The organism is Jiella sonneratiae (genome assembly GCF_017353515.1).
Lineage (GTDB): Bacteria > Pseudomonadota > Alphaproteobacteria > Rhizobiales > Rhizobiaceae > Jiella > Jiella sonneratiae.
In genome coordinates, this window is record NZ_JAFMPY010000003.1 from 35,676 (window position 1) to 54,464 (window position 18,789).

Consider the following 18,789-nt stretch of genomic DNA (forward strand, 5'->3'; position numbering starts at 1 on the left):
GTCGGGGCACGGGCGCAGTCACGACGATCGCCATCGACGGCGCCCGAAGCGCGGGTCTCGCCGACTGGCATCTGCCGCCGGCCCGCGCGCCGGCGTTCCATACGTTCTCCGGCGGTCGTTCTCTCGTGGTCCGATTCCGACATTTGGTAGCGTCCTGTGGAGACCGCGCAGCAAATGTCGGAATCGAAAGACCACGAGCCATCATTATGATCCTACTGGATTTTTCGAATTTGACATTCGATACGTCGCCTCACCCGATCGGGACTCAAATGTCAAATTCAATCCATTAGCCCCCGTCCGACCAGCGGGTGCGGTAGAGGTCGAGCCGCCGGTCGCGGAAGTTGCGGACCGAGCCCTCGTAGCGCGCCCAGGAGAGGGTCGAGAGGTTGAGATCGGCGACGGCGACCATCTCGACGTTCTCCGAGGCCTCGGCGGCGATGCCGTCCCGGGCGAAGGGGAAGTCGCAAGGGGTGAAGATCCCGGACTGTGCGTATTCGATGTCGAGATTGTCGACATTGGCGAGATTGCCGGTCATGCCGCTGGTCACGACGTAGCACTGGTTCTCGATCGCCCGCGCCTGGCAGCAGTAGCGCACCCGGAGATAGCCGTGGCGGGTGTCGGTGTTGAACGGCACGAACAGGATGCGCGCCCCCTGGTCGCAGAGCCGGCGGGCGATCTCCGGAAATTCCGAATCGTAGCAGATCATGATGCCGACCGGGCCGCAGTCCGTCTCCACGACGTCGATCGGATCGCCGCCCTGGATGTGCCAGTAGGTCCGCTCGTTCGGCGTCGGATGGATCTTTTCGCGCGCATGCACCGATCCGTCGCGCAGGAACGCGTAGCCGACGTTCTGGATCTCGCCGTCCTCGGTCTTCGTCGCGTGGCTGCCGCCGATGATGTTGATGTTGCGCCGGATCGCCATTTCCGTCAGCCGCTCGGTGAATTCCGGCGTGTGCTCGGTGAGCCGCCGGATCGCCGCCTCCGGCTTCAGCTCCTCGGCCTCGCAGGAGAGGAGCATCAGGGTGAAGAGCTCGGGAAACACCACGAAGTCGGCTTCGTATTCCGCCGCGACCTCGATGAAATATTCGACCGCGTCGTAGAATTCCTGCGGCGCGGCGATCTTGCGCGCCTTCATCTGCACTGTGACGATGCGCACCACGTCCGGGTTGGACCGGTTGACCGGCTGGCGCGCCTGTTCCGGATCGTAATAGGGGTTGCGCCAGACCATCAGCACGCCGTGGCCGCCGGATGCGACGTCCTGGGGATAGTAGTTCTTCAGGAGGAACTGCGGCTCGAAGCCGGAACGCAGGTGGAAGGTCGCGACGGGGTCGGTCAGCTCGTTCTTGCGAACCGCCTCGATATAGTCTTCGGGCGAGGCGTATTTGCGGGCATTGCGCCGGTAACCGGGCAGGCGGCCGCCGAAGGCGATGCCCTTCAGGTCCATGTCGGTGCACAGGCGCCGCCGCGCGTCGTAGAGCCGCTTGCCGATCCTGAGGCGGCGGCGGTCCGGATCGACGCAGACCTCGATGCCGTAGAGCCAGTCGCCTTTGCGGTCGTGCATCGCGGCATAGCCGCCGCCGGTGACCTCGGCCCAGGAATGCTGCTTCATCACCTTCGCTTCGGGCAGCACCATCGTCGCGGCGTAGCCGACGATCTCGTCCTCGTAGACCACGACGAACTGGCCTTCGGGAAAGGCCGAGAGCTGGCCCATGACCATGCCGCGCGTATAGGGGGCCTCGTCCTTGAACACCTTGGCGGAGAGGGCGATGATGGCGGCGACGTCCTTGGTCGTCGCGGTGCGGACTTCGATCTTCGGGGTCGAGCGCTTCTCGGCCATGGGCGGGCGAATTCCTTCGAGGCGGTGTTGCGGATGACGGGTGCGGCCGCTGGCGGCCGAATGCCCGAGATAGGCCGGAAATCGAGCCCCACAAGCAAGATGCCGGTTGAAGGGCAAGGCCGCGGCGCGATTCCGCTCCGTCGTCTGCCGGTTCCCGGGGCCGCGACGGCGGTGCGCCCCGCCGTCAAACGGCGGTCAGTCCGCCGTCGATGGGGTGCACGGCGCCGTTGACGTAGCCGGAATCGTCCGAGGCGAGGAAGGCGACGACCCCGGCGACCTCCTCGACCAGACCGTAGCGCCGCGCCGGGATGCCGCGGGCGCGCCGGGCCTCCTCCGAGCCGATGCTGGCGTCGAGCCCGCCCATCATCCGGCTGCGGATCGGGCCGGGATTGATGCAGTTGACCCGCACGCCGTGGGGCGCCGCCTCGCTCGCCGCCACCCGCGTCAGGCCGACGACCGCATGCTTGCTGGCATTGTAGCCCCACATGCCGGGCCAGCCGGTGAGGCCGGATGCGCTGGAGGAGTTGACGATCGAGCCGAAGCCCTGGCTCTGCATCACCGGCAGGACGTGCTTCAGCCCGAGAAACACCCCTTCGACATTCACCGCCATCACCGCCCGGAACGCCTCGAGCGGATAGTCGGCCACCGGCGCGACGGGGCCGGCGACGCCGGCATTGTTGAAGAAGACGTCGATCCGTCCGGCGACGGCGAGCGCCCGTCCGACGTAGGCGCGGACGGAGGCCTCGTGCGTCACGTCGGCCTCGACCGAAACGAGATCCTCGCCGACCGCGGCCTTAAGGCCGGAAAAGTCGGCACCCGGCCGATCGACGGCGACGATCCGCGCGCCGCGCCGTGCCATCAGCGCGGCGCTCGCCGTGCCGATCTCGCCGGCGGCCCCGGTGATCAGCACGATCTTGCCTTCGAGAGGCCGCCCGTTTGCCATTTCCTGCGCCCTTTCAGCGGATATTCCGCGGCGACTGCATGTCCCACGCGGCCGCTCCGACGTGTCGCTTACGCTTCCGCGTCGCTGTCCCGGCCGTCGCCGCCCGGCGCGAAATCTGGCGAAATTTCGGCAAAGCTGCGGCTTCGGGGTTGATCGACGAGGCAGTGGGCCATCTACTGGCCACACTGGCGATCGTCGGCCCGCTGCGTTAGGCCGTGCCCTTTGCGCCGCGCGGGCGCATCTTCATTGCAACATTGACGAGGTCTCGATGTCCACACAACAGACCACCGAGATACCCGAAGTGTCGGTGACCGACTACGAGGTCGGCCAGGACAACATCCAGCGGTTCGGGCTCGACATCCACAACCCCGTGTTCCCGATCTCGGCGAGCGTGATCATCGCCTTCGTCGCCTTCACGCTGCTCTTTCCCACCGTGGCCGACGACTTCTTCGGCTGGCTGCGCCCGGCGATCACCTCGACCTTCGACTGGCTGTTCCTCCTCGCGGGCGACGTCTTCGTGCTCTTCTGCGTCGCCGTGGTGGCTTCGCCGCTCGGCAAGGTCAAGCTCGGCGGCAACGACGCGCAGCCGGAATTCGGCTATTTCGGCTGGTTCGCCATGCTGTTTGCCGCCGGCATGGGCATCGGCCTGATGTTCTACGGCGTGTCGGAGCCGGTGACGCATTTCTCCTCGTCGATGGCCGGCGGTGCCGACGCGCCGCTGATGGGCGCGGCCGGAGACACCGAGGCGGCGCGCCGGCTCGGCATGGCGGCGACGATCTATCACTGGGCGCTGCATCCCTGGGCGATCTACGCCGTCGTCGCCCTGGCGCTCGCCTTCTTCAGCTACAATTGGGGCCTGCCGCTGACCATGCGGTCGGTGTTCTATCCGCTGCTCGGCGACCGGGCCTGGGGCTGGCCCGGCCACATCGTCGACATCCTCGCCGTCTTCGCGACGCTGTTCGGCCTCGCCACCTCGCTCGGCTTCGGGGCGGAACAGGCGACCAGCGGCCTGAACTACCTGTTCGGCGTGCCGGACGGGATCGTCAGCAACATCGTCCTCATCTGCCTCATCACCGCCGTCGCCCTGACCTCGGTCGTGGCGGGCCTCGATGCCGGCGTGCGGCGCCTGTCCGAGATCAACATGGTGCTGGCGCTCTTGCTGCTCCTCTTCGTGTTCTTCGTCGGCCCGACTTCGGAGTTGCTGCAGGGATTCGTTGGCAATACCGTGGCTTACGCTAAGGAGTTCATCCCTCTCTCGAACCCGTTCGGGCGGGCGGACGACGGCTATCGCACCGGCTGGACGACCTTCTACTGGGCCTGGTGGATGAGCTGGTCGCCCTTCGTCGGCATGTTCATCGCCCGGGTCTCGCGGGGGCGCACGGTGCGCGAGTTCATCACCTGCGTGCTGATCATCCCGAGCGTCGTCTCGATCATCTGGATGACGGTCTTCGGCGGCACGGCGCTCACCGAGACGATCGGCGGGTTCTCCGGCATCGTCGACGCCTCGCTCGAGACCAAGCTGTTCGTCATGCTGGACCAGCTGCCGCTGCAGACGATTACCTCCTTCATCGGCATCGTGCTGGTGATCGTCTTCTTCGTCACCTCGTCCGATTCCGGCTCGCTGGTGATCGATACCATCACCGCCGGCGGCAAGATCGACGCGCCGGTGCCGCAGCGGGTGTTCTGGGCGACCTTCGAGGGTCTCGTGGCGATCACGCTGCTTCTCGGCGGCGGCCTTGCGGCCCTCCAGGCGGCGGCCGTCGCGACGGGCTTCCCCTTCGCGATCCTGTTGCTCTTCCTGTGCTGGTCGACCTGGAAGGGGCTGGCCGACGAAAGGAAGCAGCCCTTCCTCGAAAAGATGAAGGCGAAGGGCTACAAGGTCTGAGGGTGCCCCGACGCCGCTCTTTCTCCCGCCTTGCGACCGGCGTTCCGCGCCGGCCGCAAGGCGCCTTCATTCGACGACTTCCGGAATTTTGAGCGCATGTTCAACGTCTTCATCGTCGCGCTCGGCGGCGGCATCGGCGCGGCGCTGCGGCATCTCGCGGGCCTCGCGGCGATCCGTCTGCTCGGGCCCGGCTTTCCCTACGCGACGATGTTCGTGAACGTCGTCGGCTCCTTCGTCATGGGCGCCTTCATCGAGCTCCTGGCGCGCCGCCTCGGGGCATCCGCCGAACTCAGGCTGTTCTTCGCGACCGGCGTCCTCGGCGGCTTCACCACCTTCTCCTCCTTCTCGCTCGACACGGCACTGCTCTACGAGCGCGGCGATCTCCTGCTGGCGGCGGTCTACGTGCTCGGCTCGGTGGTGCTCGGCCTGGCCGCGCTCTTTGCCGGGCTTGCGCTGGTCCGCGCGTTCGGCTGAGACGCCGTCGCCGCCCGGTGACGGTCTGTCGGCCGCTCCCGACCCTTGCCTGACCGGAACACCGGCGGGTATGCCGTCCGCGCAAGTTTGCCTCGGGCCGCCGAGCGACCCCAGGGCGGAGGGAGATCCCGCAATCATGACCCGCAAAACGAAGAAGCTCCTGCGCCGCGTGGCGATCGCGGTGCCGCTCGCGCTGCTGTGCCTCTGGCTGATCCCGATCGTCGCCATCGTCTGGATCGTCTGCGGCCTGATCGACGTCGGCCGCAACAAGGCGAAGACGCAGTTGATGTACAGCCGCTACTTCATGGGGAACGGCATCCCGACCTGGCTGCTCTCGCCCTTCAATCTGCTGATCGATCTTCTCAGCTATCGCAATCCCGGCGTCTGGCGGATCGAGGACTTCCCGCCGGAATGGCGCGGCGAGATCGAGACCGTGCTCGACACCTTCCGGGCGCGCAAGAGCGAGATCATCGCCGACATCGATTCGCAGTTCGCCGAAGGGCGGCGCGGCATGTATGTCTACCAGTGGTACGGCAAGCGCTTCGTCGACAATGTGCCCGAGTTCAACCGCGACTTCAGATATGTGCGGACCATCGCGGTCTCGGTGTTCTCGGGCAAGGAATCGACCACCTGGCACTACGGGCCGCTGCGGCTGACCCTCCGGGTGCTGCTCAATCTCGCGCCGGCCGACAGCGACCGCGTGTTCATCGAATGCGACGGCATAAAGCATCTCTGGCGCGACGATCCGCTCTACATCTTCGACGACACGCTGTTCCACCAGTCGGTCAACGAGGTGGACGCCAGACGCTACAACGTCTTCATGGACGTCATCCGGCCGAGCCCGGTGCCCGGCCTTCTCTCGGCGCTGCTCGTCGGCGTGTCGGCCGTGGCCGACCGGCTGAAGGCGATGTTCTACAGGAACTGGAAGATGATCGACCGGCGCGGCGGCGCGGAGAGGCCCGCCGCCTGAGTCGGCCAGGCGGCCGGGTCGGTCCCCCTATCGAGGCTGGAGCAGCACGATCATGCGCATCCTTCTGACCGGTTCTTCCGGCTGGCTCGGACGATACCTCGCGCCGGCGCTGAAGGCGCGGGGCGACACCGTCACCGGGCTCGACGTCGCGCCCGGCGGCCATACCGACGTCGTCGGCAGCGTTGCGGACCGGGCCTTGGTCGAGGAGGTGTTTCTTGAACACGGCATCGAAGCGGTGATTCACGGCGGCGCGCTGCACAAGCCGGACGTCGCGCGCTATCCCAAGCAGGCCTTCGTCGACGTCAACGTCACCGGGACGCTCAACCTTCTCGAAGCCGCCGCGGCGGCGGGCCACGATCGCTTCGTCTTCACTTCCACGACCTCGCTGATGATCTCGCAGGCGATCCGCGACGAGGCGGGCGATGCCGCCGTCTGGCTGGACGAGACGGCGGGGCCGCTCGCGCCGCGCAACGTCTACGGCGTGACGAAGCTCGCGGCGGAGGGGCTGTGCCGCCTCTTTGCGAGCGAGCATCGGCTCGGCATCGTCGTCCTGCGGACCGCACGGTTCTTTCCCGAGGAGGACGACACGCTCGACCATCTTTCCGGCGAGAACCTCAAGGCAAACGAGTTCCTGAACCGCCGGCTGACCGTCGAGGACGCCGCCGCGGCGCATATCGCAGCGCTCGACCGGGCGCCGGAACTCGGCTTCGAGACCTTCGTCGTCGCGGCGCCGACGCCGTTTCAGCGCAACGAGGCGGGGGAGTTGAAGTGCGGCGCCGCCGCGGTGATTGCCCGGCACTTCCCGCAGGCGGCGCAACTCTACGCGGCCCGGGGATGGCAACTGCCGGGCTCGATCGGCCGGGTCTACGACGCGAGCCGCATGGAGCGCGTCCTCGGCTTTCGCTGCCGCACGGATTTCGCGGCGATCCTGAAGGCGCTGGAGGAGGGCGGTCCGCTGCCCTTCCAGCACGATCCCGCCTATGTCTCGCCGAAAGAGGTCTGAGGGCCGGTCGGCGTGAGACGCGGGTCTGGGGCGGCTTGGCGGCTTGGCGTTCGTCGCGTCACAGCGCTCGATCAGGTTCGACGGGCGAGGCAGTTCGCCTGATCCCCCCGGCAAGCGGAGATCGACGCGTCACCGACGGCCCCGGACTGTCGTGCGCTGCGTCGCCGCCCTCCTGTCCGCATTGCCCTACCGCACGGCATTCTTTAGGAGACGGGAAACGCGCCCGGCCAGTATCCGGCATGTGGCCGCGACCGAACGAGAGGCAGGACCATTGGCTGGCGTCGAGCAGCGACGGGTGGACGAGGACGAGGCCGGGCTCAGGCTCGACCGCTGGTTCAAGCTGCATTATCCCGGCCTCGGCTTCGGCCAGTTGCAGAAGCTCCTGCGCTCGGGCCAGATCCGCGTCGACGGCGGCCGTGCCAAGTCGGACACCCGCATCGAGCCCGGCCAGATGGTCCGGGTGCCGCCGCTCGCCACCGATGCCAAGCTCGACGCCCGGCCGCTGACCGCCAACACCATGCGCCACAGCCAGGACGGCGACGTTCTGGCGAAGATGCTGATCTACGAGGACGACAAGGTCCTCGTGTTCAACAAGCCGGCGGGCCTTGCCGTGCAGGGCGGCTCGGGCGTCACGCGGCATGTCGACGGGATGCTGGAGGCCTGGCGCAACAGGAAGGGCGAGAAGCCGCGGCTCGTCCACCGCATCGACCGCGACACCTCGGGCATCCTCCTCGTCGCGCGCACGCGCGGCGCCGCTACGCATCTCACCAAGGCGTTCCGCGAGCGCGACACGCAGAAGCACTACTGGGCGATCGTCAAAGGCGTGCCGGCACGGCGCGAGGGGCGCATCTCGACCTTCCTGAAGAAGGAGCAGACGCCGGACGGCGACCGCATGCGCGTCGCCCGGCACGGCGACGAGGGCGCCGATCACGCGCTGTCGCACTACCGGGTGATCGACCAGGTGGCGCAGAATTTCGCCTGGCTCGAGATGCAGCCCCACACCGGCCGCACCCACCAGCTGCGCGTCCACGCCGCCGAGATCGGCCATCCGATCCTCGGCGATCCGAAATATTTCGAGCACGACACCAACTGGGAGTTTCCCGGCGGCGTCCAGAAGCGGCTTCACCTCCATGCCCGGCGCATCGTCATTCCGCATCCGGACAAGGGCATGATCGACCAGATCGCCCCGCTTCCCGAACACATGGTCCAGACCTTCAACCTCTTCGGCTTCGACGAAGCCGCCCTCGGCGACTGAGACAGTGGCGATGAAGGCGGTACTTTTCGACTGCGACGGCACGATCGCCGATTCGGCCGGCCTGATCGTCGCGATCATGGACCGGGCGTTCCGCCGGTTCGACCTCGATCCGCCGCCGCCCGAGGCGACGCGGGCGATCATCGGCCTGTCGCTCGAAAAGGCCGTGCATGCGCTGCGGCCTTCGCTCGACGAGCGGGTCGTCGTCGACCTCGCCGAGGGCTACCGGATCGAATACCGCGCCGAGCGCGCGCGCCCGGACTTTTCGGAACGGCTGTTTCCGGGCATGGCCGAGCTGGTGCGGGCTCTGGCGGCGAGGGACGAGGTCTTCGTCGGCATGGTCACCGGCAAGTCGCGCCGCGGCGTCGCGGCGCTGACGGCGCATCACGGCCTGAGCGACTGTTTCCACGCCGTCCGCACGGCGGACGATTGTCCGTCGAAGCCGCATCCGGCGATGGTGCTCGAATGCTGCGCGGAGTTCGGCATCGCGCCGGAAGCCGCGGTGGTGGTCGGCGACACCACCTTCGACATGGAGATGGCGCGGGCGGCGGGCTCGCGGGCGGTCGGCGTCGCCTGGGGGAGCCATTCGCCGGAACTGATGCGCCGGGCAGGCGCCCATGAGATCGTCGCCGAAACCCATGCACTCGGGGCCGCGCTCGAGCGGTTTCTCGCCGACTGACCCGGCGGGCTGCCACGTCGACCTTAAGTCTTGCGCTTGCGGCGGGCGGCGGACCTCCCATCTCCGGATTTTCGCGAAAGGGTGAAAGCTTCATGTCCGACAACCCGCTGCTTGCCCGGCCGGAACTCCCGAAGCGGTTCTACAAGGAGGTGACGCTCGCCGAGACGCCCGCGGGGTTTGCCGTCGAACTCGACGGCCGGCCGGTGCGGACGCCGGCGCGCCATCCGCTCGCGGTTCGCCAAGCCCATGTCGCCGAGGCGCTTGTGGAGGAATGGGCGGCCCAGGGCGACCGCATCGATCCGGCGACGATGCCGCTGACACGGCTCGTCAACACGACGATCGACGGCATCCTCGCCGATCCGGAGCCAGTGAGGGACGACATCGCCCGCTTCGCCGAGACCGACCTCCTGTTCTACCGCGCCGGAGAGCCGGATCGTCTGGTGACGCGGCAGCGCGAGCGCTGGGACCCGCTGCTGGATTGGGCGGAAGGCCGGTTCGGCGCGCGTTTCGTGCTTGCCCAGGGGGTCATGCACGTCGCCCAGCCCGAAGCGTCGCTGCAGGCGATCCGCGACCATCTCGCACGGATTCGGGACGGCTATGCCGTGGCCGCGCTGCATCAGGTCACGACCCTGACAGGCTCGGCGCTGATCGCGCTGGCGGTCGCCGACGGCCGGCTCGACGTCGAGGAAGCCTGGGCGCTCGCCCATCTCGACGAGGACTGGAACGTCGAGCAATGGGGACGCGACGCGGAGGCGGAACAGCGGCGCGCGTTGCGCTTTCGGGAAATGGCGGCCGCGGCGCTGCTCCTGCGGCGCTGACCGCGGAGAAGCGATCGGCGTGGCCGGCGCGATTGGCTCAGGCGGCCGAGACCGCCAGCTCCCGGGTGCTCGTGCGCACGCAGGCGCGGCCCGACTGCTTGGCCGCATAGAGCGCTGCGTCGGCCGCGGCGAGAAGGTCGTCGGGACTGGCCGGCCGGTTCTCCGGGTCGAACGCCGCGGCGCCGATGCTCATGGTCAGACGGCCGCGCGGGCCGAGCCCCGGATTGGGGATCCTGGCATGCGCGACGGCCCGCGCGATGCGCTTGGCCACGGCGACGGCGCCGGGAAGATCCGTCCGCGGCAGGATGACGGCGAATTCCTCGCCGCCGTAGCGCGCACAGACGTCGCATTCGCGGCGTGTCTCGGCGCTGATCAGCTCCGCGATCCGCTTCAGGCACTGGTCGCCGGCGACGTGGCCGAGCGTGTCGTTGTAGACCTTGAAGTGATCGATATCGATCATCAGGAGGGCAAGCGGGCGGGCGGTGCCGGTGGCGATCTGCCACTCGCCCTGCAGATATTCGTCGAACAGCCGCCGGTTCGGAATGCCGGTGAGGGAATCCTGCCGCACCAGGACTTCGAGCTTGTCCTGCGCTTCCTTCTGGACGGTGATGTCGCGCAGCGTCTCGACGACGGCGATGAGTTCGCCGGCTTCGTCGTGGATCGGCCCGGCGTCGATGGCGAGGTAGCGCAGGCCGCCGACGATCGGCAGGTGGCACCAGTTTTCGGCGGAGAGAATGCCCCGGTCGGGCTCGGACGAGCAGTCGACCGTATAGAGCGAGGCGATGTCGGCGGCGGCGTGGGCGATCACCAGGTCGGCGAGGCAGGGACGCTCTTCGGTGTAGAAGCCCGTCCAGTGGCGGCGGGTGCCTATGACGTCCTCGGCGCGGATGCCGGTGAGCCTTTCGCACGCCTTGTTCCAGATGATCACATGACCGGTCTTGTCGAGGACGAAGGTCGGCACGACCAGGTGCTGCATCAGGCGCACCGCAAAGTCGCTCTGGTTCTTCCTTGCCTTCATGCGGAACGCCTCCCAAGGGTCCCGATCAGGAAAGCATACGTTCGATAAGATTTATTTAATCCGCCAAGAAGCGGACTGATTCTTCTAACAACAAAGAAATTCCCACCAAAGTTGCTATATCATATGCCGGCGAACCATTCGTAACCTCGGTCTTCCCAATATCCGCCGTTGCCGTCGCCATAGGCGGCGAGGTCGTCGGTGAGCGTCAGCGAGCGGATGTATTTGGCCATTTTGTAGCCCAGCTGGCGCTCGACCCGGACCCTGAGCGGGGCGCCGTTCGAGACCGGCAGAGGCGCGCCGTTGAGGCCGTAGGCTAGGATCGTCTGGGGATGTCGGGCGTCGTGGAGGTCGATCGATTCGTAGTATTTGATCGGTCCCGTAAAGCCATTCTCCATCGTGTCGAAGCATTCGAACACGACGAAGCGGGCGGACGTCTTCGGCCGGACCTGGTCGATGAGGCCGGCGAGCGGCACGCCGGTCCACTTGGCGATGCAACTCCAGCCCTCGACGCAGTCGTGCCGGGTGATCTGGGTGCGCGCGGGCATGGCGCGCAATTCGTCGAGCGACACCTCGAGCGGCGCATCGACCAGACCGCCGATCTTCAGGCGATAGGACGCGAAGTTTTCCCCGGCCATCTGCCGGTAGTCGCCGTCGCGCGGGTCGGTCGAGCCGTTCGGCCGCTGCGGCTGGCGGATCTCGCTCTCGGAATATTCGCGGGCGAGATCGTCGCTGCCGAGCAGCATGCGCTGGACGCGATAGGTCAGCGAGTTCGCCGTTTCGAGGACGCCGCGGACCGAGGAATCGCGGTTGCCGAGCGGGTCGAAGCAGCCCGAGAGGGTGCCGGCCGAGGCGAGGGTGGCGCCGGTCAGGAAGCGGCGGCGGGACAGGGCAAGGCGGGTCACGGGCGATGCTCCGGGTCGGTGCGGTACCAGCCGGTGATCATCGACCGCAGCTCGTTGAGCGGGCCGGCGAGGACGACCATCAGAACGTGGACGATGAAGAACAGGACGAGGGCGAACATCACGAGGAAGTGGATCGTGCGGGCGGTCTGCCGGCCGCCGAAGAGGTCGAGCAGGAACGGCAGCTTGGCGACGGCGCCGGGCGACATGGTGAGCCCGGTCAGGACGATCAGCGGCATGGCGACGAAGAGCACGCCCGCATAGGAAAGCTTCTGCAGGACGTTGTAGCGGCCGTCATGGGCAAAGCGCAGCCGCAGGTGGTCCGCGACGTCGCGCGGCAGATGCCTGACGTCCCGGCCGGTCGGGAGGAGTTCGCGCAGGTGGCCGTTGGCAAGGCTTGCCGCCAGCCACGCGAGGAGCGTCGCGACGAGCACCCAGGCGAAGAAGAAGTGCACCACCCGGCCGGTCGCGAGATCGCGATAGCCGGGAATGGTCAGCCAGCCCGGGAAACTCTTGTTGGCGAAGCGGTCGCCCTCAGCGACCCGGCCGAGCCAGCCGGTCGTGTCGTAGCTCGTCCCGAACAGCGTCGTCACCCCCTGCACCTCGCCGCCGACCTTGCGGGCGCCGATGGACAGGACGGCATTGTCGAAGCCGAAGCCGGACTGCTGGCCGATGTAGAGATCGGGCCGCGCCATGAAGATCTGCAGGCCCGAGAGCAGCATGAAGAACAGCGTCACCGCCCAGAGCCAGTGGGTGATCCGCGTCGCCAGCCTCTGGCGGTAGACGAGCCTGCCGCGCTCGCGTGGCGCCTCGTTGGTCGCGGTCTCGACTTCGCTGGCCGTCGTCATCCCAAGTCCTCCGTTGGATCGTCTTCGTTCGACGCGCGTCTGCGCCGAACCGTCCGCTCCGACTGTGCCGTATTCGCCGGGGCGGGCGGCGCGGTTTCAGGCCCTCTCCCGATCGTGATGGGAGGTCAGCGCGCGCTCCGGGTCAGGACCCGGTCGAGGGCCTGCAGGAAGCGGGAGCGGTCGGCGGCCGTGAACGCGGCGTTGAAGCCGCGCGATTCGCCGGTCTCGCGCAGATGCGCGTTGAACGCCCGCATCGAGAGCGCGGCGCCGATGCTCTCGCCGTCGAATTCGCGGCCCGTCGGGCCGAGCGCCATGGCGCCTTTTTCGAGCGCCCGCGAGGCCAGCGGGATGTCGGCGGTGATCACCACGTCGCCGGCCGCGCAACGCTCGACGATCCAGTCGTCCGCGACGTCCGGCCCGTCGGGCACGACGACCACCCGGGCCTCCGGATAGCGGGACGGCCGGATGCCGCCGTTCGAGACGAGGATCACTGCGGCGCTCCGGCGGCCGGCGACTTCGATCGCCTCGTCCTTCACCGGGCAGGCGTCGGCATCCACGTAGAGTGTGACCATCAGCTTCGTTCCGTATCCTTCGCGACGCGGCGTTCCGGCCCCAACGACGGGCGACGTCGGGCTCCGGCAGGGGCACGGCCGGTCCGCCTCCCGGCGCGAGGCGACGGACGGACGGGCATGCCGGCCTTGCCGAGCGCCGATATCGGACGATACTGGACGAGAAACCAGCGGGACGAAAGCCGATGACGAAGAGCCTCCACGTCGAGATCACCGGCCGGGTCCAGGGGGTCGGCTACCGCGCATGGACCGAGGAGGAGGCGCGGCGGCTCGGCCTGTCGGGCTGGGTGCGCAACTGCCGCTCCGGCGCGGTGGAGGCGGTGTTCACCGGCGACGACGCGGCGGTCGACGCGATGCTCGAGGCGGCCGCAAAGGGGCCGCCCTGCAGCAGCGTCAAGGACGTCGTGGTGGTCGGCGAAGTCGAGGCATACGAAGGCGACTTCGAGGTGTGGCCGACGGAATGAGCTAGGGTCACCAGCGATCGGAGCGATGGCGTTCACGACTGCGAGCGACGTAAAACAGGGCGAGGGTCACGGCGATCGCGAGGAGAGGGAAAAGCATCTTCCCGTAGTCGATGGCCAACGCCAGCGACCCGCCGTGAACGGCCGGGTGGTTCAGCATGTCGTCGAAAACCCCGGAGCCTGGAAGCAGAAGCGGGAGGCCGATCGACACGACGGCAACGATGTTCGTGATGGTCTTCGTCGAAGAGCGATCGGACATCGTTCATCCCTCCTTGTCTGCACCGTCGGCCAGAGGCGCTTTGCCGAGCGTCGACAGGATACCCGTCGTGCCGAGCCCGGTTACGATGGCTTGCCGGACCGTCTGCGGATCAGTCAGAAGATAAACCACCAGTCCGCCAAGCGCACACGAGAACAGAATATCGAGAACGAGCACGAGTGGACGGCGGGCATCGATATTGATGGCCTTGAAAACGGAGAACGGTTCCCGCCCTTTGTTTCGATCGAGCACGAACAGCATCACGGCGCCCAACAAGACGTAGCTGTACATATGTGCGAGCACGAGCTTGAGCAAATGTTCGGCCACGACTTCCTCCGAGCACGCCGCAGCCACCCTCTTAGCCGAGGGTTGTGCTTTCAGCAAATTCCCGTGTTTCCCCGAACACCGCCTCGAAGTTCTTCCTCAAGAGGCCGTCAACCTCGGGCAGCGAGACGAGGATGCCGAGATCTCCGAGGCTGGTCACGCCATGGCCGCGGATGCCGCAGGGCACGATGCCGGAAAAATGCGACAGGTCGGGATCGACGTTGAGCGATATGCCGTGGAATGTCACCCAGCGCCGCACCCTGATGCCGATCGCCGCGATCTTGTCCTCGGCGACCGATCCGTCCGGCGCCGCCGGCCGCTCCGGGCGCCGCACCCACACCCCCACCCGGTCCTCGCGCCGTTCGCCGGTCACCTGGAAATCGGCGAGGGTGGCGATGATCCAGGCTTCCAGCGCCGCGACGAAGGCCCTGACGTCCTGGCGGCGCCGCCTGAGGTCGAGCATCACATAGGCGACCCGCTGGCCGGGGCCGTGATAGGTGTACTGGCCGCCGCGCCCCGCCGCAAAGACCGGAAACCGGCTGTCGAGAAGATCGTCCGCCTTCGCGCCGGTGCCGGCCGTATAGAGCGGCGGGTGCTCGAGACAGAGAACGGCTTCCGGCGCGCTGCCGTCGGCAATCGCCGCCGCACGTGCTTCCATCGCGGCAAGCGCGGTTTCGTAGTCCGTCAGCCCGTCGAGGGTCAGCCATTCGACCGGCGGGCTGCCGGGGGTTGCGAGAAAGCGCGTCGTCGCGGCATCGAGCCGCGGGGAGGGGGCGATCGGACTGTCCATCCCCGCGATATAGCGACCGCGGGCGCCGAGCGGAACGGGCATGCCTGCGGCGGCAACGGGTTCGGCGTTCAGGGGGCCGGAGGACGGACGGCGTCACGTCGCCGCGTTCCGGCGACGGTGCGGCGCCGCCTTCTTGCGGCCGCCGGCCGGTCAGCTTCGCGCAAGTCGGTTGGTCCATTAACGTCGTCTTAACGGATCGCCGCTAATTTGAGCGGCATAGGGGACACCGAAAAAGCCACGGTGTCGCGAGACGTGATCGATTTTTGGTCACGATCATGCGATAGGCCAGCTTGCGGTGTGGGGATGACCGAACCTCGCAAGAGGAGCGGGGGACTGCTGGAAGGGTGCGGCTATCGGGGGATCGCCGCGCCCTTCTTCTTTTTCGGCCTCAGTTTTCCGTCCGCGACAGGATGGCGGCGCGCAGGCGCTCGGCCTTTTCGACAAAGAAGTCCGACCGCGCCTCGCGGTAGACGCCGAGAGCGTCGGCGACGGCTTCGAGCGCCGCGTCGAGATGATCGCGGTCGCCGGTCTTGTCGAATGTCACCAGGTACGCGATCGCCATGTTTTCCCGTGTCTGCGCACAGAGAAACGGCACGCGCTCGCGGGTCCGTTCTTCGAGGGCGGCGCGATAGGCGGCGACGGCCTCTTCCAGGCGCAAGGTGCCGGTCTCGCGCGCGCCGAGGGTTTGCAGGGCGGCGCCGAGATTGTTCTGAGTGGCGGCCCAGTCGAGAGGGACGCGGTCGCGGGTGTATTCTTCGAGGGCGGCGCGATAGGCGACAACGGCCTCTTCCAGGCGCCCCGTGCCGGTCTCGCGTTCGCCGAGGGCTTGAAGGGCGTTGCCGAGATTGTTCTGTGTCATAGCCCAGTCGAGGGGGACGCGCTCGCGGGTTCGCTCTTCGAGGGCGGCGTGATAGGCGGTGACGGCCTCTTCCAGGCGCCCGGTGCCGGTCTCGCGCTGGCCGAGGGCCTTAAGGGCGATGCCGAGATTGTTCTGTGTCATGGCCCAGCCGAGGGGCACGCGCTCGCGGGTTCGTTCTTCGAGAGCGGCGCGATAGGCGGCGACGGCCTCCTCCAGGCGCGCGGTGCCGGTCTCGCGTTCGCCGAGGGCGCGAAGGGCGTTGCCGAGGTTGTTCTGTGTCACGGCCCAGTCGAGGGGGACGCGCTCGCGGGTCCGTTCTTCGAGGGCGGCGCGATAGGCGACGACGGCCTCTTCCAGCCGCGCGGTGCCGGTCTCGCGCTCGCCGAGGGTTTGCAGGGCGGTGCCGAGATTGTTGTGCGTCGCGGCCCAGTCGAGCGGGGCACGCTCGCGGGTGTATTCTTCGAGGGCGGCGCGATAGGCGGCGACGGCCTCCTCCAGGCGCCGGGTGCCGGTCTCGCGCTGGCCGAGCTCTTGAAGCGAAATCGCAAAATCGTTCAGCACCGCGCCACGCTGATCCGGGTTCACGGCGCGGGCGAGAGCGATACGGGCAAGCTCGATCGACACCTCCAAGTCGAGGTTGAGGCCCTGATCGCGGCCCCGCACGTACCACTCGTCCTGAAGTCGTCGCAGTGCCTCGAAACGATTGGGCTCATTGGTTTCGAGGTCGAGAATTTCGGCGAACCGCTGCGCCACCGACCGGGCATCGCGTCGCAGCATGTCGGACCGGACGCCGGCTCGAAGAATGCGGATGCCGCGTGCCGAGGCTTCCTGGCGACGCTCTTCCTCCGCCGCTTGCCAGTCGGCAAAGGCACGATCGGCTTCGGACGAGGCCTCGTCATATCGGCCCTCGGCGGACAGGGCCGCCATGCGCCGCAGCACCTCGTCGACGAATGCACCGGTGTTGCTGCCGCGGGCGGCATCCTCCTGCACCTCGATGGCAATCGCGACGGCGCGTTCGAGTTCCCGAAGCGCCCGGTCGCCGTCGGTGACGTCCGCCGCAATCCGCCGGGCGAGTTCGACGATCGTCGCCTCCGGGATGCCGGCCTTTGCTGCGGCCTCCGTCTCCGCTCTCGGAAGAAGCTTCAGGATTTCCTCAGCCAGCTTCTGCGGCAGAGCGTCGAGACGGTCGTGAAGCCCTGCGACATCGGCCTGGATCGCTTTCTGCCCCGATCCCAGCTTCTTGAGATCGCTCAGCACCTCCCGCTGGAACCACGGCATCACGACGTTCTCGAAATCCGCCTTGCCGTCGAGTTCGCCGATCGCGGCGAGGAGGAGCCCTACGAGGGCGCGGCGGTTCACGCCGTGTTGCGGATCGGCGCTTTCGGCAAAGTCGCCGGGCTGCAGCCGGGCCGCCTCCGTAACGACCAGCCGGGCGAGCTTCATCGAGTCCCGCCCGGTGCGGATCACCAGTTCGGGCGAAGGGCTGAGTTTTGGCAAAACGGCGGCAAGGGCGGCTTCCATCGGTGCGACGGCATCCGGGGAGATGTCGCCGGTCCTCGCCCAGGCATCGAAGTTTTGAACCAGCGCCCGTTCGAGACGGACCATCGTCGGATGCGGCTCGGGCCTTGCGCCGGCGGCCCGCAGCTTCGAGACGACGATGGGTATCGCCAGGGCCGTCGCCCCGAGGCCGAGGAGACCCGTCCCGACGCCGAGGCTGGTCGCCGTCGCGACGCCGAACAGCGCCGTGCAGAAGGTGGACATCTTCTCGCAGACTTCGCTTCGCATCGGATCTCCCCGGTCCCGCGCCCGCTGATTGTGGCCGACGGCGACCGCTTCCGCAACGACATGCAGGCTTCGCCCTTGCGCCGCGCTCGCAACCGCCTGTCACCCTCCTGCAACGCCCGGTCCGAATGACGCCGCCGATGTCGCTTTTCACCCTCTGTGTGAATTGCGCTCATTCGACACCTCCGGCATGTCCTTGCCCAGCATGTCCGACGGGGCGCGCCCATCGGCGACGCTCCGGGCCAATCAGAACGAGGCATGCAGAACGGCTGGAGTATCAGTTCATGGCTTTGCGCTTCGCCTCGGTGGTCGTCGCCGCGCTCTTTGCTTCGACCGCCCTGGCGGGCGCGGCCGATGTCGTCGGTCCCTATGATCCGGCGCCGGCCGCTCCGCAGCCTGCCAGCTTCGACTACGGCGACGACGACCTCGTCTTCGAACTCGGGATCAAGGGCGTCGTCGAGCCGGAATTCCTCGGCTCGAACGACTACCGCGTGGTGCCGGGCGCGATCTTCTCGGTCGAATATCTCAACCTGCCGGGCATCGGCTCCTTCGGCGGCCCGGACGGCCTCGGCCTGTCGATCGGCCCGTCCTTCAACTATGTCGGCGCCCGCAAGTCCTCCGACCATCCCGAGCTGAGCGGCCTCGACGACGTCGACGCCACCTACGAGGCCGGCATCAAGGTCTCCTACGAGTGGCAATATGCCGAGGTCTACGGCGAGGCCCGCTATGCCTTCGGCGGCGCCGAGGGCTTCGTCGGCAATGCCGGGGCGAATCTCATCGCCCGGCCGACCGACACCGTCACCCTGAAGCTCGGGCCGACGGTGAGCTTCGCCTCGAAGGGCTACATGGACGACTACTTCTCCGTCTCGGCCGCGGAAGAGATCGCCAGCGGCGGCAAGTTCCAGGCCTACGACGCCGGCGGCGGCTTCCGCACGGTCGGCGTCGCGGCCTCGGCGCGCTACGAGTTCAGCCCCGACTGGTTCCTCAACGCCGACGCCTCGTGGGACCGGCTGGTCGGCGACGCGGCCGACTCGCCGATCGTCAAGGCCGGCGACAAGGACCAGTATTCCTTCACCCTCGGCGTCTCGAAGCGCTTCTCCCTCGATCTTTTCTGATCCTTCG

19 protein-coding genes are annotated in these 18,789 nt (G+C 67.6%); 9 read left to right on the forward strand and 10 right to left on the reverse strand.

The window, feature by feature from the left end; genetic code table 11:
• Nucleotides 1-286 precede the first annotated feature (286 nt).
• Nucleotides 287-1,837 (reverse strand): bifunctional GNAT family N-acetyltransferase/carbon-nitrogen hydrolase family protein, encoded by a 1,551-nt coding sequence (locus J1C47_RS02450; protein ID WP_207349140.1) that lies wholly within the window; start codon nt 1,835-1,837, stop codon nt 287-289.
• Nucleotides 1,838-2,021: 184 nt separating this feature from the next.
• Nucleotides 2,022-2,747: an SDR family NAD(P)-dependent oxidoreductase gene (locus J1C47_RS02455; RefSeq protein WP_342591918.1), complete on the reverse strand. Its 726-nt coding sequence runs from the start codon at nt 2,745-2,747 to the stop codon at nt 2,022-2,024.
• Nucleotides 2,748-3,048: 301 nt separating this feature from the next.
• On the opposite strand from J1C47_RS02455, the gene J1C47_RS02460 reads away from it, so the two are divergent.
• The 7 genes from J1C47_RS02460 to J1C47_RS02490 all read left to right on the forward strand — a co-directional run bounded on the left by J1C47_RS02460 (nt 3,049) and on the right by J1C47_RS02490 (nt 9,861).
• A complete protein-coding gene (locus J1C47_RS02460) occupies nt 3,049-4,665 on the forward strand; it encodes a BCCT family transporter (protein ID WP_207349142.1) in 1,617 nt (538 codons plus the stop codon).
• Between the two features lie 96 nt (nt 4,666-4,761).
• The gene (gene crcB / locus J1C47_RS02465) at nt 4,762-5,139 is read left to right on the forward strand and encodes a fluoride efflux transporter CrcB (RefSeq protein WP_207349143.1); all 378 of its coding nucleotides are present in this window, start codon (nt 4,762-4,764) and stop codon (nt 5,137-5,139) included.
• A 136-nt stretch (nt 5,140-5,275) separates the two neighbouring features.
• Nucleotides 5,276-6,109, forward strand: coding sequence for an aspartyl/asparaginyl beta-hydroxylase domain-containing protein (locus tag J1C47_RS02470; protein WP_207349144.1), 834 nt, complete (start codon nt 5,276-5,278; stop codon nt 6,107-6,109).
• Between the two features lie 52 nt (nt 6,110-6,161).
• Nucleotides 6,162-7,112, forward strand: a complete 951-nt coding sequence (locus tag J1C47_RS02475; RefSeq protein WP_207349145.1) for an NAD-dependent epimerase/dehydratase family protein — start codon at nt 6,162-6,164, stop codon at nt 7,110-7,112.
• 271 nt (nt 7,113-7,383) lie between these two features.
• Nucleotides 7,384-8,367, forward strand: a complete 984-nt coding sequence (locus tag J1C47_RS02480; protein WP_207349146.1) for an RluA family pseudouridine synthase — start codon at nt 7,384-7,386, stop codon at nt 8,365-8,367.
• Nucleotides 8,368-8,377: 10 nt separating this feature from the next.
• The gene (locus tag J1C47_RS02485) at nt 8,378-9,043 is read left to right on the forward strand and encodes an HAD-IA family hydrolase (RefSeq protein ID WP_207349147.1); all 666 of its coding nucleotides are present in this window, start codon (nt 8,378-8,380) and stop codon (nt 9,041-9,043) included.
• 92 nt (nt 9,044-9,135) lie between these two features.
• A complete protein-coding gene (locus tag J1C47_RS02490; protein WP_207349148.1) occupies nt 9,136-9,861 on the forward strand; it encodes an ATP12 family chaperone protein in 726 nt (241 codons plus the stop codon).
• Nucleotides 9,862-9,898: 37 nt separating this feature from the next.
• On the opposite strand, the gene J1C47_RS02495 is transcribed toward J1C47_RS02490, so the two are convergent.
• The 4 genes from J1C47_RS02495 to J1C47_RS02510 all read right to left on the reverse strand — a co-directional run bounded on the left by J1C47_RS02495 (nt 9,899) and on the right by J1C47_RS02510 (nt 13,198).
• Nucleotides 9,899-10,879: a diguanylate cyclase gene (locus J1C47_RS02495; protein ID WP_207349149.1), complete on the reverse strand. Its 981-nt coding sequence runs from the start codon at nt 10,877-10,879 to the stop codon at nt 9,899-9,901.
• Nucleotides 10,880-10,998: 119 nt separating this feature from the next.
• Entirely contained in the window at nt 10,999-11,781 is a 783-nt protein-coding gene (locus J1C47_RS02500; RefSeq protein ID WP_207349150.1) for a molybdopterin-dependent oxidoreductase, read from the reverse strand.
• Entirely contained in the window at nt 11,778-12,626 is an 849-nt protein-coding gene (locus J1C47_RS02505) for a cytochrome b/b6 domain-containing protein (RefSeq protein ID WP_207349151.1), read from the reverse strand. Before J1C47_RS02505 ends, J1C47_RS02500 begins: the two co-directional genes overlap by 4 nt.
• Before the next feature lie 125 nt (nt 12,627-12,751).
• Nucleotides 12,752-13,198, reverse strand: coding sequence for a YaiI/YqxD family protein (locus J1C47_RS02510; protein WP_207349152.1), 447 nt, complete (start codon nt 13,196-13,198; stop codon nt 12,752-12,754).
• A gap of 182 nt (nt 13,199-13,380) precedes the next feature.
• Here J1C47_RS02510 and J1C47_RS02515 point away from each other — a divergent pair, with 182 nt between their 5' ends.
• On the forward strand, nt 13,381-13,659 hold the full coding sequence (locus J1C47_RS02515; protein ID WP_207349153.1) for an acylphosphatase: 279 nt from the start codon (nt 13,381-13,383) through the stop codon (nt 13,657-13,659).
• A 7-nt stretch (nt 13,660-13,666) separates the two neighbouring features.
• Here the strand turns inward: J1C47_RS02515 and J1C47_RS02520 are convergent, their stop codons facing one another.
• From J1C47_RS02520 to J1C47_RS02535, 4 genes are all read right to left on the reverse strand, one after another.
• The gene (locus J1C47_RS02520) at nt 13,667-13,915 is read right to left on the reverse strand and encodes a hypothetical protein (RefSeq protein WP_207349154.1); all 249 of its coding nucleotides are present in this window, start codon (nt 13,913-13,915) and stop codon (nt 13,667-13,669) included.
• 3 nt (nt 13,916-13,918) lie between these two features.
• The gene (locus J1C47_RS02525; protein ID WP_207349155.1) at nt 13,919-14,239 is read right to left on the reverse strand and encodes a hypothetical protein; all 321 of its coding nucleotides are present in this window, start codon (nt 14,237-14,239) and stop codon (nt 13,919-13,921) included.
• Between the two features lie 31 nt (nt 14,240-14,270).
• Complete coding sequence (gene lipB, locus J1C47_RS02530) at nt 14,271-15,026, reverse strand: lipoyl(octanoyl) transferase LipB (protein ID WP_245396321.1); 756 nt, start codon at nt 15,024-15,026, stop codon at nt 14,271-14,273.
• Between the two features lie 388 nt (nt 15,027-15,414).
• Nucleotides 15,415-17,670 carry a tetratricopeptide repeat protein gene (locus J1C47_RS02535; protein WP_207349157.1) on the reverse strand — a complete coding sequence of 752 codons (2,256 nt, stop codon included), beginning with the start codon at nt 17,668-17,670 and terminating at the stop codon, nt 15,415-15,417.
• Nucleotides 17,671-17,951: 281 nt separating this feature from the next.
• Between J1C47_RS02535 and J1C47_RS02540 the strand changes: the two genes are divergently transcribed.
• Nucleotides 17,952-18,782, forward strand: a complete 831-nt coding sequence (locus tag J1C47_RS02540; protein ID WP_207349158.1) for a MipA/OmpV family protein — start codon at nt 17,952-17,954, stop codon at nt 18,780-18,782.
• Nucleotides 18,783-18,789: the final 7 nt, after the last annotated feature.

Bases quoted from the DNA above. Each gene is read 5' to 3' on its own strand.
- J1C47_RS02495 (WP_207349149.1), bottom strand. From the start codon at position 10,879: ATGAAGGCAAGGAAGAACCAGAGCGACTTTGCGGTGCGCCTGATGCAG.
- J1C47_RS02460 (WP_207349142.1), top strand. From the start codon at position 3,049: ATGTCCACACAACAGACCACCGAGATACCCGAAGTGTCGGTGACCGAC.
- J1C47_RS02485 (WP_207349147.1), top strand. From the start codon at position 8,378: ATGAAGGCGGTACTTTTCGACTGCGACGGCACGATCGCCGATTCGGCC.
- J1C47_RS02490 (WP_207349148.1), top strand. From the start codon at position 9,136: ATGTCCGACAACCCGCTGCTTGCCCGGCCGGAACTCCCGAAGCGGTTC.
- J1C47_RS02450 (WP_207349140.1), bottom strand. From the start codon at position 1,837: ATGGCCGAGAAGCGCTCGACCCCGAAGATCGAAGTCCGCACCGCGACG.
- crcB (WP_207349143.1), top strand. From the start codon at position 4,762: ATGTTCAACGTCTTCATCGTCGCGCTCGGCGGCGGCATCGGCGCGGCG.
- J1C47_RS02540 (WP_207349158.1), top strand. From the start codon at position 17,952: ATGGCTTTGCGCTTCGCCTCGGTGGTCGTCGCCGCGCTCTTTGCTTCG.
- J1C47_RS02470 (WP_207349144.1), top strand. From the start codon at position 5,276: ATGACCCGCAAAACGAAGAAGCTCCTGCGCCGCGTGGCGATCGCGGTG.
- J1C47_RS02515 (WP_207349153.1), top strand. From the start codon at position 13,381: ATGACGAAGAGCCTCCACGTCGAGATCACCGGCCGGGTCCAGGGGGTC.
- lipB (WP_245396321.1), bottom strand. From the start codon at position 15,026: ATGGACAGTCCGATCGCCCCCTCCCCGCGGCTCGATGCCGCGACGACG.
- J1C47_RS02475 (WP_207349145.1), top strand. From the start codon at position 6,162: ATGCGCATCCTTCTGACCGGTTCTTCCGGCTGGCTCGGACGATACCTC.
- J1C47_RS02505 (WP_207349151.1), bottom strand. From the start codon at position 12,626: ATGACGACGGCCAGCGAAGTCGAGACCGCGACCAACGAGGCGCCACGC.
- J1C47_RS02520 (WP_207349154.1), bottom strand. From the start codon at position 13,915: ATGTCCGATCGCTCTTCGACGAAGACCATCACGAACATCGTTGCCGTC.
- J1C47_RS02535 (WP_207349157.1), bottom strand. From the start codon at position 17,670: ATGCGAAGCGAAGTCTGCGAGAAGATGTCCACCTTCTGCACGGCGCTG.
- J1C47_RS02510 (WP_207349152.1), bottom strand. From the start codon at position 13,198: ATGGTCACACTCTACGTGGATGCCGACGCCTGCCCGGTGAAGGACGAG.